At 63.1% G+C, this 11,655-nt stretch carries 11 protein-coding genes; 6 read left to right on the top strand and 5 right to left on the bottom strand.

What is annotated here, in order from left to right:
* Window positions 1–382: 382 nt before the first annotated feature.
* The 5 genes from QO034_RS18055 (at window position 383) to QO034_RS18035 (ending at window position 5,652) form a co-directional block, all read left to right on the top strand.
* Window positions 383–1,150, top strand: coding sequence for a maleate cis-trans isomerase family protein (locus QO034_RS18055; RefSeq protein ID WP_284486931.1), 768 nt, complete (start codon window positions 383–385; stop codon window positions 1,148–1,150).
* Window positions 1,151–1,190: 40 nt separating this feature from the next.
* Window positions 1,191–2,225 (top strand): TRAP transporter substrate-binding protein, encoded by a 1,035-nt coding sequence (locus tag QO034_RS18050; protein ID WP_284486930.1) that lies wholly within the window; start codon window positions 1,191–1,193, stop codon window positions 2,223–2,225.
* The gene (locus tag QO034_RS18045) at window positions 2,222–2,857 is read left to right on the top strand and encodes a TRAP transporter small permease subunit (protein ID WP_284486929.1); all 636 of its coding nucleotides are present in this window, start codon (window positions 2,222–2,224) and stop codon (window positions 2,855–2,857) included. Before QO034_RS18050 ends, QO034_RS18045 begins: the two co-directional genes overlap by 4 nt.
* Window positions 2,858–2,918: 61 nt before the next feature.
* Entirely contained in the window at window positions 2,919–4,229 is a 1,311-nt protein-coding gene (locus tag QO034_RS18040; RefSeq protein ID WP_284486928.1) for a TRAP transporter large permease, read from the top strand.
* A 4-nt stretch (window positions 4,230–4,233) separates the two neighbouring features.
* The gene (locus QO034_RS18035) at window positions 4,234–5,652 is read left to right on the top strand and encodes an amidase (RefSeq protein WP_284486927.1); all 1,419 of its coding nucleotides are present in this window, start codon (window positions 4,234–4,236) and stop codon (window positions 5,650–5,652) included.
* On the opposite strand, the gene QO034_RS18030 is transcribed toward QO034_RS18035, so the two are convergent.
* Window positions 5,626–6,393 carry a 2-keto-4-pentenoate hydratase gene (locus tag QO034_RS18030; RefSeq protein WP_284486926.1) on the bottom strand — a complete coding sequence of 256 codons (768 nt, stop codon included), beginning with the start codon at window positions 6,391–6,393 and terminating at the stop codon, window positions 5,626–5,628. The genes QO034_RS18035 and QO034_RS18030 overlap by 27 nt on opposite strands.
* Window positions 6,394–6,499: 106 nt before the next feature.
* Here QO034_RS18030 and QO034_RS18025 point away from each other — a divergent pair, with 106 nt between their 5' ends.
* Window positions 6,500–7,234, top strand: coding sequence for a GntR family transcriptional regulator (locus QO034_RS18025; protein ID WP_284486925.1), 735 nt, complete (start codon window positions 6,500–6,502; stop codon window positions 7,232–7,234).
* A gap of 54 nt (window positions 7,235–7,288) precedes the next feature.
* On the opposite strand, the gene QO034_RS18020 is transcribed toward QO034_RS18025, so the two are convergent.
* The 4 genes from QO034_RS18020 to QO034_RS18005 form a co-directional block, all read right to left on the bottom strand.
* On the bottom strand, window positions 7,289–8,482 hold the full coding sequence (locus QO034_RS18020; RefSeq protein WP_284486924.1) for a pyridoxal-phosphate-dependent aminotransferase family protein: 1,194 nt from the start codon (window positions 8,480–8,482) through the stop codon (window positions 7,289–7,291).
* Window positions 8,483–9,196: 714 nt separating this feature from the next.
* Complete coding sequence (locus QO034_RS18015) at window positions 9,197–9,655, bottom strand: nucleoside deaminase (RefSeq protein ID WP_284486923.1); 459 nt, start codon at window positions 9,653–9,655, stop codon at window positions 9,197–9,199.
* Between the two features lie 70 nt (window positions 9,656–9,725).
* The gene (locus QO034_RS18010; RefSeq protein ID WP_284486922.1) at window positions 9,726–11,030 is read right to left on the bottom strand and encodes a TRAP transporter large permease; all 1,305 of its coding nucleotides are present in this window, start codon (window positions 11,028–11,030) and stop codon (window positions 9,726–9,728) included.
* Window positions 11,027–11,584, bottom strand: coding sequence for a TRAP transporter small permease subunit (locus tag QO034_RS18005; protein ID WP_284486921.1), 558 nt, complete (start codon window positions 11,582–11,584; stop codon window positions 11,027–11,029). Before QO034_RS18005 ends, QO034_RS18010 begins: the two co-directional genes overlap by 4 nt.
* Between the last annotated feature and the right edge of the window lie 71 nt (window positions 11,585–11,655).

Raw genomic sequence — 11,655 nt, 5'->3', positions numbered from 1 at the left:
CCGATCCGATGTCATCTTAGGACAGGCTCCAAGCTTCGACAGAAGACCGTTCCAACTCGTCATTCCCCCAGCAAAGCCGGAAACAGCCTCCGGCCTTCGAACTTTCCGGCCAATGGCCGGTTCGGTCGTGATACGTTCTTCGAGGCGTCCATATATGCAGGTTCGGGCCTGTTGGGCCAAATCGCCAGGCCGCTCGTCGGCCGCGACCGGATCCTGTGTCCGCTCTGCCGCTGGTGATTCGTTCGCGCGGCGCCAAAAAATCAGGCAATATAGATAATATAAAAGCCATCAAAAACAAAATGATGTAATCTTTTTAATTTTTTATTTGTGATTCACTGCCATCGGGCACACGATCCGTGCAGCACAGTTCAGGAGAATCTCCATGCAAACCCGGATCCGCATCGGCTTGCTCACTCCCTCATCGAATACGATCATGGAACCTCGTGTCGCCGAACTGCTTGCAGGGCTTCCCGAAGTGACGGCTCATTTCGGCCGCTTCCGGGTCGTCCGGATCGCAATGAGCGACGAAGCCCTCGGGCAGTTCACCTTCGAACCGCAGCTCGCAGCGGCCGAACTGCTTGCGGATGCCAAATGCGATGTCATCGCCTGGGGCGGCACCTCGGGTGGCTGGCTGGGTGCGGAGAACGACCACGCCTTGTGCCGGGCGATCACCGACCGGACCGGGGTTCCGGCGACCACCTCGACGCTGGCGACACTCGATGCCTTCCGCGCCCTGGGCATTACGCGATACGGGCTGGCGACTCCCTATCTTGAGGAGGTGCAGAGCGCGATTGTCGCGAATTTCGCGGGCCTCGGCTTCGACTGCGTGCAGGAGCGCCATCTCGAGGACCCCGGCAATTTCACTTTCGCGCAGTACGACGAGACCACCATCGGCAAGCTGATCCGGGATGTCGCCGAGAGGGCGCCGGAGGCCATCGCCGTCTTCTGCACGAATTTCGATGGCCCGCGCGTCGCACCGGTCGTCGAACGAGAAACCGGAATCCCGGTGCTCGACAGTATCTCGGTCACGCTCTGGCACGCCCTTCGGCGCGTCGGTTTCGATACCGCGCCCCTGTCCGAATGGGGTCGGATCTTCGATTGCACCCTCCCCGAGGACGCCATGCACCGCCAAGCGACGGCCTCGGCCTGACGCAAGTATCTCGACATACAAACCCAACCTGGAGGAAATAATGAAAACCCTGACCACACTCGCGGCATCGGCGCTGATCGCCGCGACATCCATGGCAAGCGCCGAGGGCCTCGAATTCAAGGCGCTCGGACAGCCCGTGGCGACCGGCCTGATTCAGAAGAACGTCGAACAGCCATTCTTCGAGAATTTCGCCGAACGCACCGGGATCAATGCGTCGGTGGATTACAAGCCGCTCGATGTGACCGGTATCAAGGACACCGAACAGCTGCGGATCCTGAAGGCCGGCCTGTTCGACATCGTCTCGCTCCGGATGAGCCAGATCTCGCGCGACGATCCGACGATCCTCGGTCTAGACCTCGTCGGGCTGAACCCCGACTACGACACCGGGCGCAAGACCATCGCGGCCTTCGCAGACAAGGTGGACGCGCAGCTGCAGGCGAAGTTCAACACCAAGCTTCTCGGCGTCTGGCCGTTCGGTCCCCAGGTCCTTTTCTGTGAACCCGAAATCGGTCAGCTGGCCGATCTCAAAGGCAAGAAGGTCCGCGTCTACGACCAGAACCTCGCCAATTTCGTTTCCTCCGTCGGTGGCACGCCGGTTCCGATCGGCTTCCCCGATGTGCACCAGTCGCTGGCGCGCGGCGTGGTCGACTGCGCGATCACCGGGCCGAGTTCGGCAAACTCGGCCGGCTGGCCGGAAGTCACCAACTACATGCTGCCGGTGGCCTTTCAGCTCGCGCTCAACGGCTATGGAATGAACCTTGATGCCTGGAACAAGCTGACGCCGGAAGATCAGGCCAAGCTGGAAGCCGGGTTCGATCAGCTCGTCGAAGAAATCTGGACCTATTCCGAAGAGCTGTTCGATGACGCGGTTCGGTGCAACGTCGGTGCGGATCCCTGCGAGACGGTCAAGAAATACGATCTGACTCTGGTTCCGGTCACGGATGCCGACAAGGCAATCATCGGGAATGCCGTCAATGAAATCTCCTTCCCGACCTGGGCCGAGGTTTGCGACAAGCAGAACCCGACCTGCTCGGAAGATTGGAAAGCGGCGATCGGCGCCGTGATGAGCCAATGACCAGCCGGATCGACGACGAGGCCCTCGGGGCCTCGTCGATGCCCGCCATCATCCGCCACCGCCTCGGAGGGTTTTCCTTGGAAACGTTCGCCGCATTCGCTGCCCGGTTGTTCGGTATCGCCCTCGTGGCTCTGTCGCTCTTCGTCTCGGTCGAAACGGTGGTGCGGAAGCTCTTCAACTTCTCCTTCGAAGGCGCCGATGAACTCGGTGGCTACGTGCTCGCCGTCGGGTCGAGTCTGGCTTTCGTCGTCGCGCTGGTGGATCGCGCACATATCCGGATCGATATCCTGCACAGCCGGTTTCCGAAGCGATATCAGGCCATCATGGACTGGTTGTCGATCGTTTCCGTCGCGGTTCTCGGGCTGTTCATCCTCTATGTCGGGCGGATCGTGATCGTCGATACGATGGCGTACGGGTCCACAGCGCCGACCCCTTGGGCCACGCCGCTGATCTGGCCACAGGCCGCCTGGTACGGCGCGCTTTGCCTGTTCGCGCTCACGGCAATCTACCTCGCGATCCGCGCCACGGTGCATGTCATCAATGGCCGTCTCGACCAGGTCAGCGCCGAATTCCATCCAAAGGGCGCCATCGAGGAACTCGAAGAAGAAATGAGCGATCTGAAGCGCCGATAGGCGGCGCTTCGGCCAACTGCAAAAACGGGGCGCCGGACGCTCCGGATCAAGGGAGGAAGTCATGGGTGTTGGATCGGTTTTCATAGGTTTCTTCGGGATGATGGGGCTTCTCCTCATGAGCTTCCCGATTGCCGTCATCATGGTGATTCTGGGCGTGGTCGGCGGCGTGATGCTGTTCGGCTGGCCGCTGCTGAACTCGATGGGTCCTGTCATCTGGGGCGTGCAGAACGAGAACATCCTGACCGCAATTCCGCTTTTCATCCTGCTCGGCGAATTGCTTCTCAGAAGCGGAATCGCCGACCGGATGTATGGCGCCCTCGCCCTCTGGCTCAATCGGCTTCCGGGCGGGCTGCTGCACACCAATATCGGCTGCTGCTCGCTCTTCGCCGCGACGTCCGGCTCCTCGGTCGCGACGGCCGCCACGGTCGGCACGGTCGCGCTTCCCAACCTCAAGGCCCGCGGCTACGGAGCCCGTCAGGCCCTCGGTTCACTGGCGGCCGGCGGCACCCTCGGCATCCTGATCCCGCCCTCCGTCAACCTGCTGATCTACGGCTCGCTCGCCAACGAGTCGATCGGCCAGCTCTTCATCGCGGGGATCATTCCGGGCCTGCTGCTGACCCTTCTCTTCATGGTCTATATCGCCGCAGAATCCTTCGTCATTCCGGTCTCGGAAGAAACCGGCGAGGAACTCAAGATCCCGCTGTCCGAAAAGATCGCCGGACTGAAACACATGGTGCCGCCGGCGATCATCTTCGCGGTCGTCATGGGATCGATCTATTTCGGCATCGCGACGCCGACGGAATCGGCGGCGCTCGGCGTGATCACGGCCCTGGCATTCGCCGCTCGGGAAGGCAAGCTCAGCCTCGACTTCTTTGACAACTGCTTCCGGCAGACCGCGAAGACGACGGGCATGATCCTGCTGATCATCACCGCCGCCTTCATGCTGAACGTGACGCTCGCGCTGGGCGGGATCGCCCAGACGATGACCGAATGGGTGGCCTCGTTCGGGCTGTCGCCCGCGATGCTTCTGATGGTGCTCATCGTGTTCTATCTGTTCCTCGGCATGTTCATGGACGTGCTGTCGATGCAGGTTCTGACCATCCCGGTGGCGCTGCCCATCGTCACGGCCGTCGGCATCGATCCGATCTGGTTCGGCATCTTCATCGTGCTGATGTGCGAACTGGGCATGATCACGCCGCCGGTCGGGATGAACCTCTACGTGGTGCAGGGTGTGCGCACCGATGGCGGCCCGTTCCGCGACGTGGTCATGGGCGCGATCCCCTATGCGCTGATCATGGTGCTGTTCACGATCCTCCTGATCTTCGTGCCCGAGATCGTGACCTGGCTCCCCGAAACCATGAGCGGAGGCTGACGCCATGGCGAACGATCTCTGGCAGCGCGGGGCGGCCGAACTTTCGGCTGCCTATCGCACCGGCGAAACCGATCCGATCGAGGTCGTTTCCGAACTGGCCGGCCGCATCGACAGGCTCAACCCCGTGCTCAACGCCTATGTCGCGCTTGCGCCCGACCTTCAGGCGCAGGCCGAGGCGTCCTTCGGGCGCTACCGCGACAACGCGCCCCTGTCGCCGCTTGACGGGGTGCCGGTCGCGGTGAAGGACAACCTGCATGTCGCCGGCCTGCCGACCGCCTGGGGCGGTTCCACCTTCACCGGCATTTCCAAAGAGGACGAACTGCCGGTGGCAAGGCTGCGCGCCGCGGGCGCGATCCTCGTCGGAAAAACCAACACGCCCGAATTCGCCGTCGAGGGATATACCGCCAACGCCCGGTTCGGCGTGACGCGAAACCCGTGGGACCCCGCGCTCACGCCGGGCGGCTCCTCCGGCGGAACCGTCTCGGCGGTGGCTGCGGGTCTGGCGACGCTCGGCATCGGAACCGATGGCGGCGGTTCGACCCGGCGGCCCGCCGGGCATACCGGCCTCTATGGGCTGAAGCCGACCATCGGCCGGATCGCGCGCTCCGGCGGCCTGCCGCAGGTGCTGATGGATTTCGAGGTGATCGGGCCCTTTGCCCGCAATATCCGCGATCTCCGGCTTCTCTACGGCGCGCTGGCCGGCCCGGATCGGCGCGACCCCGCCTCCCGGTCCCTGCCGTTGTCCGCGCGCCCGGATGCGCCGCTTCGGATCCTCTCCGTCCCACGGCTCGGTTCGCATCCCTGCGATCCCGCCATCCTGTCGGCGACGCGGCGCCTCGCGCGGCGTCTCGCCGAGGCCGGACACCTTGTCGAGGAGGCCGATCTTCCCATCGATCTGAGCGAAATCGACGCTTTCTGGGGCGCGTTCGGACAGATCGGACTGGCCCATCTGCGCGACACCGTTCCTGCAATGCACCGCAATGCCGGGGCGCTCTATCTTGGCATGGCCGACACAGGTGCCGGGATTCCCGCGTCAGCGCTCTTTGGCGCCATCGGCGCGGTGCAGCGGCTGCGCGCCGCGACATCCTGCCTGTTCGCGGATTGGGACGTCATCCTGATGCCGACGGCCGCCGCACAACCCTGGCCTGCGGGTCAGAGCCATCCGGAAGAGATCGACGGCCAGACCGTGGGTCCGCGCGGACACGCGATCTATACCGGGTGGGTCAATGCCTCGGGGCATCCGGCCCTCGCGGTTCCGGCCGGGTTCGACGGTGCCGGGCTGCCCATCGGGTGCCAGCTGATCGGCGACCTTGGCGCCGAGAATCTTCTGATGGATGTGGCGGGCGCTCTTTCGGCGGGGGCCGAAAGCTGGCGATGGCCTGACCTGGCGCTGCGCTCAGGCGACGCCGTTCAGGCGAAGTGATACCGCGCCGAGCCCGTCGATCCGGCCCCGGATGTCGATCCCGGCGCGCAGGTAGGGCAGACCGTTCAGTGAGCCGGTGATGACGATCTGACCCGGCTGAAGCCCGCCGCAGTGCTCACCCAGCATGTCTTCCAGAACCAGGAAATTCTCAAAGGCGTCTCCGCCCGGCACCGCCGCCGTCCCGTCCAGGATCCGGTCGTCGCCGAGGTCGAGGCTCGCCGATACGGATCCCAACGACAGAGCGGTCCAGTCGGCGACCGGTGCTCCGACAACCAGGCCGCCATTGATCTGGTTGTCGGCGAGCTTCAGGACAGGTGTCGCGTCCATCGGCAGCCGGGTGCGGACGATCTCGATGACCGCAACCGCGGACAGGCATTCGGCTATCGCGTCCCGGCGGTTCGGCGACGTTCGGTCCGGGAGGGGGCGATCGATCCGGAAGCCGACCTCCAGTTCGATGCCGATTTCCTCGTCCCGCGGCACGTCGATCACTGCCGGCGCGGTCATTATGTCCTTGCTGAAGATCGGCGCCATGATCCGCGGGGCATCCGGCTTGTTCGCGACCTTGAAACCGCCGACCGGACCCGTGGCGCGTGCAACTTCCGACTGTATCCTGTAGGCTTCCTCCACCGTCAGATCGATCTGGCGGACAATCTCGCTTGCGACCGGATGACCGGTGCGCCGGGCCTCCAGCAGGGCCGGAGTCAGAATGGATACGCTGTCAGTCGCCGATGAAATTTCCATTTCAGGTTTTTCTTTCAGTAAGATAAGAATAAGTTAATTATATATCCTGACCGTGGCGCGACAAGCCCAATCACCGGGCGGGGACAGGCGCAGAGAGGATTTCGCGATGAAAACACGAAGGACGGATCATCCGCGGCGGCGCGTCGACCGTCGGGGCAAGGTCGCCATCAGCAGGGTGCCGCTTCACGAACAGGTGGCCGATGAAATCAGGCACATGATCGTGTCCGGCGAATTGCCGCCGGGGGAGAAGATCCGGGTCTCCGAACTTGCCGAAGACCTCGACGTGTCGCTGACGCCATTGCGGGAAGCCCTCAAGATCCTCGACAAGGACGGGCTCGTCGAATTGATGACGAACCGCGGCGCGCGGGTCTCCGAGATATCGGTCGAAGGTACGCGCAGCCTTTTCGAGGTGAACTCGCGGATCGAGGCGCTTGCCGCCGAGCTCGCGGCGAGCCGGATCACCGAGCGGGAAATGCAAACGCTCGAAGAACTGCATGCCCGCATGCGCGACCGGCACGAGGCCGGCGACCTTCCGGACTATTTCGACCTGAACCGACAGATACACGATCTTGTCGTCGAGGCCGCCAAGAACCCGGAACTCGCACGCATCAGGACCGGCCTCGCCTTTCATGTCGAACGCGCCCGGTTCCTTTCCGTTGCGTCCGAGGGGCATCGCGGGAAGTCGATGCAGGATCACGAGCGACTGATGGCCGCGCTTCGCCTGCGCGACGCGGCTGCGGCCCATGACGTCTGGCGCGAGCATCTGGAGCGGGCCGGCAACGAGACCTGCCGGCTCGTGGGCCTCTGGAAAAAGGAAGCGGAGACGACAGCCGCGGAGTAAGGAAAAGGCCGGGCACAAGGCCCGGCCAAGGTCTGCGGTGAGACAGGACCGTTCCTAGGCGGCGCGGTGCACCAGCTGTTCGTCCGGTCTGGCCGTGAGGTAATCGATCGCGGCCTGCACCCCACCCCTGTTGTGCGGAATCCCGGCACGGGACAGACCGATTTCAATTCCCGACAACGCGCCGAGCAGCGTGAGGTCGTTGAAATCCCCAAGGTGGCCGATCCGGAAAACACGGTCCTGAAGCCGCCCCAGACCGTTGCCCAGCGACATGTTCAGCTCGGTATGGATGATCCGGCGCAGGCCGTCGGCCGAGTGACCTTCCGGCACCATCACGGCCGTCAGAACGGGTGAGACATGCTCGGGGACGCGGCACAGGACCTCCAGCCCCCATGTCTCGACCGCCAGCCGCGTTGCCGCGCCGTGACGCTTGTGGCGCGCATAGACGGCTTCCAGGCCTTCCTCGTGCAACATGTCGAGCGCTTCCACGAGGCCGTAGAGCATGTTGGTCGCCGGCGTATAGGGAAAATAGCCGGTCTTGTTCGCGGCAATCATCTCGCCCCAGTCCCAGAACGATTTCGGCAGGCGGGCCTCTTCGGATGCCGCCTTGGCCTTCTCGCTGACCGCGTTGAACGACAGGCCCGGGGGCAGCATCAGCCCCTTCTGGGACCCTCCGACCGTGACGTCGACGCCCCAGTCGTCGTGCCGGTATTCAACCGATCCAAGGGACGAAATCGTATCGACCATGAGCAGGGCCGGGTGCCCGGCGGCGGTGATCGCCGCACGCACGGCCGCGATGTCCGACGTGCAGCCGGTCGAGGTTTCGTTGTGAACCACGCAGACGGCCTTGATCTCGTGGGCGGTGTCGGCGCGCAGACGTGCCTCGATGCCGGCGACATCCGCAGCCTGCCGCCAATCCGTCTCGATAATCTCCGGTTCGAGACCGAGCCGCTTCGCGAGTCGCTGCCACAGCCAGGCGAACTGCCCGGTTTCGCACATCAGGACCCGGTCGCCGGGCGACAACGTGTTCACCAGGGCGGCCTCCCAGGCTCCGGTTCCGGAGGCCGGATAGATGATGACGTCGCCGGTGGTGCCGAAGATGGTCTTCATTCCTTCGAGGGTCCGCAATCCGAGCTCGCCGAATTCCGGGCTCCGGTGATCCATCGTCTGAAAGTCGATGGCGCGCAGGACTCGGTCCGGAACGGTGCTCGGTCCGGGGATCTGCAGAAAGTGACGGCCAGGTTTGCGCATGATCGGGGTCTCCAGAATCATTAAGGTGTGATAGATGCAGGCTAGGCCGAGTCTAATAAAAAATCAAATTAATTATATCATACTGATTATATTAGTAAATATTACATTTTGTGACTTGATGAATCCGGCGACCGACCGCAGGGTGGTTCGCCGCTGCCGAATGAGATGCGCCCCCCGGCGGCCCGCGAGCATACAAAGCCGGATCCGGCACGTCGCATGGAAGGAACCGCCCGCGGCGACCGACCCTTCCGCTGGCAGGCGAAAGGTATCACCGTGGTCGTTCCGCCGAAGGCCCCGACCGCAGGCCGCCGCCGAAATCATCGGCCATGACCGAACCGTCGAAACTCGTCCGGCCCGCGTCCTGGTGGACGGGGCTTGCGATGGCCGAGAGGGTTTCACCGGCGTGATCGAGCGATCCGGACCAGATGTAGCGGTCATCATCCCGCCACCCAAGACCGCCGCTTCGGGTCCCGGGGGCAGCGAGACGCTCCGATAGATCGCATCGTCAAAGATGGGCGGATGGCCTGGCAATCCGACGCCGGGTGCAGCACCCGGACCCTGATCGAAACCGGGATCGGGTGCTACAAGATCATCATCGGATCCGGGCCGAAATCAAGAGGCCCCGGTCGCGCGGTCTTCGAACGTGTGGCGCAGAATCCGCGGGAAAGGGCTCTCGCGGTTCACGAATGGCCCATGCGACAGGGCGGGACAGGATCATTTCTGCCCGCGTATCTTCCGCGGTTCGAAGGGATCCCGCTGGGCCGCAACCGGCAGATGATCCACAATGATGCCCTGATCTCCGAATTCGCCTTTCATCCTGTCGTACAGGGTCCGGGTAGAGTATCCATAGGGCGCGCATATGCCGTCATCGGCGGCATAGACGATACGCGATATGCCCGCCTGGATCATCGCGGCCATGCACATCGCGCAGGGTTTGCCGCTGGCGAACATCGTGCTGTGCGGATGCGTGGTCGACTCCAGCCTGCGACCGGCCGCGCGCAGGGCCTGAATTTCGGCATGCGCGGTCACGTCATGCAGGATATGGACCTCGTTCATGCCCTCGGCGATCATCCGGCCATCCCGGACCAGAACCGCGCCGAATGGATCGTTTCCCGCATCGGCCGCGCGCAGGGCCAGGGCGATTGCACGCATCATATGATCTTCGTCTGTCACCGGGTTCCCTCCGTTTGGGGAAATCGTCATTGCGGCGTCCCCCGGTCACGGCTGCGACCGGGGGTCATTGTCACTTCAGCGTCTCGGGCAGCCATGTCACGATCTGAGGAAAGACCGTGATCAGCGCAACCAGGGACAGGATGCTGATGAAAAACGGAAGCACGCCCATGATCACATCGGTGATCTGTCCTCGGTTCCTGACGCCCTGCACGATATAGAGGTTCATCCCGACCGGCGGGGTCAGCAATGCCAGTTCGCACATGATGACGATGAAGACGCCGAACCAGACCGGATCGAAGCCGACCGCGACCACGACGGGAAACAGAACCGGGATCGTCGTGATCATCATCGCCAGCGCATCGAGGAAGCACCCGAGGACGAGATAGAGAAGCACCAGGCACAGGACGAACACGGTGGGCGACACGTCCATCGAGGAAATGACGCTTGCAACCTGATCGGGAATGCCAAGCACACCCATCGCGAAGTTCAGGAAATAGGCGCCCATCAGCACGAACAGAATGATCGCGGTGATCCGTATCGTGGTCAGGAGGCTGTCATTGAGCATCGCAAAGGTCAGCTTGCGGTAATAGGCGGCCAACATCAGCGATGCCACGACGCCGACGGCCGCGGCCTCTGTCGGGGTCGCCCAGCCGCCATAGATGCTGCCGATGATCAGGGCGAAGATGACGACCGGCCCGATCAGGTCGATCAACCGCTTCCAGCGACCGGACAGATCGGGTTCGGACCCGCTTCCGTCGCCGGCGATGGACGGCCAGATCGTCGCCGCCACGGCAATGACGATCACGAAGAAGCTGGCAAGCAGAAGGCCCGGAATGATGCCCGCGATGAACAGCGCGCCGATAGAGGTATCCGTGATCGCGCCATAGATGATCAGGTTGATTGACGGCGGAATGAGAATGCCCAGCGTCGCGCCGCTGGCGATCGATCCCGCCACCCACCGTTCGCTATAACCGTGTGCGCGGAACGTGGGAAATGCCACTGTGCTGATGGTTGCCGCCGTTGCGACGGAGCTTCCCGAAATGGCGGAGAACATGGTGGAAGACGCGATGTTGGAGTGCAGCAGGCGCCCCGGCAGCCACTGCACCCAGTCGGTCAGCGCACGATACATCCGTTCTGCTATCCGCGAATTGACGAGAATCTCCCCCATGAGGATGTAAAGCGGGATTGCGGTCAGAACGAAGCTGTTCATCTGCCCCCACATCAGGTTGCCCATGGAGTTGAGCAACGCCGGCCCGAAGCCGTAAAGCACCCCCGCGAGGGCCGTGAGCGCCATGACCGTTCCGACATGCAGGCCGAGCAGAAGCAGCCCGAGCACACACAGGAAGCCGATCACGATAATTCCGATACTGATCATTGTTTCACACCTTGCGTCATGCCCCCGAATCCGGCGGCCTCCAGTTCCTGCTGCTCCTGGCTCTTGGCTTTCATCTGCGCCTCGACACCTGCGAAATCGCGGCGGGCGAACATTGCCAGGCACCGGGCGAAGATCACGATCGTCAGAAGCAGGAAAAGGCTCAGGCCGACGATCCAGAGCCCCTGAGGGATCCAGAGCGGTGTCTGTAGCGGCGTGGTCGAGATCGAGCCGAAACTGATCGACTGACGCAGGGATCGCAGCCCATACCAGAACATGCCCCCCGCCACGATCATGAGGACAGCGGCCGCAAGCATATGCAATACCGCCCGCCCCGCCAGGGGCAGTTTCGACAACAGAAGGTCGATCCGGGTATGCGCACAGGTCAGCGTCGCATATCCGAACCCGACCGCCCCCGAGATCGCCAGGGCATAGCCGCCCAGCTCATCAATACCCTGGAAGGAATGGTTGAAAACCTTTCTGGCAACGATCTCGATCGAGGTGGCGATGGCCTGCACAAGCAGGACATACCCTGCACCGAGCGCGAGCCATCTCATGATACGTTCTTCGGGTCGCATCGGACCGCTGTGGTGACTGGACACGGGGCAGGGCCTTTCCTTGCTGTTTA

The organism is Sedimentitalea xiamensis (assembly GCF_030164465.1).
GTDB lineage: Bacteria > Pseudomonadota > Alphaproteobacteria > Rhodobacterales > Rhodobacteraceae > Sedimentitalea > Sedimentitalea xiamensis.
Note: the sequence above shows the minus strand (reverse complement) of the source record. Positions and strands in the feature narration are given on the sequence as shown.

Coding starts and splice junctions, on each gene's coding strand:
- QO034_RS18055 (WP_284486931.1), top strand. CDS start 383: ATGCAAACCCGGATCCGCATCGGCTTGCTCACTCCCTCATCGAATACG.
- QO034_RS18050 (WP_284486930.1), top strand. CDS start 1,191: ATGAAAACCCTGACCACACTCGCGGCATCGGCGCTGATCGCCGCGACA.
- QO034_RS18045 (WP_284486929.1), top strand. CDS start 2,222: ATGACCAGCCGGATCGACGACGAGGCCCTCGGGGCCTCGTCGATGCCC.
- QO034_RS18040 (WP_284486928.1), top strand. CDS start 2,919: ATGGGTGTTGGATCGGTTTTCATAGGTTTCTTCGGGATGATGGGGCTT.
- QO034_RS18035 (WP_284486927.1), top strand. CDS start 4,234: ATGGCGAACGATCTCTGGCAGCGCGGGGCGGCCGAACTTTCGGCTGCC.
- QO034_RS18030 (WP_284486926.1), bottom strand. CDS start 6,393: ATGGAAATTTCATCGGCGACTGACAGCGTATCCATTCTGACTCCGGCC.
- QO034_RS18025 (WP_284486925.1), top strand. CDS start 6,500: ATGAAAACACGAAGGACGGATCATCCGCGGCGGCGCGTCGACCGTCGG.
- QO034_RS18020 (WP_284486924.1), bottom strand. CDS start 8,482: ATGCGCAAACCTGGCCGTCACTTTCTGCAGATCCCCGGACCGAGCACC.
- QO034_RS18010 (WP_284486922.1), bottom strand. CDS start 11,030: ATGATCAGTATCGGAATTATCGTGATCGGCTTCCTGTGTGTGCTCGGG.
- QO034_RS18005 (WP_284486921.1), bottom strand. CDS start 11,584: ATGAGATGGCTCGCGCTCGGTGCAGGGTATGTCCTGCTTGTGCAGGCC.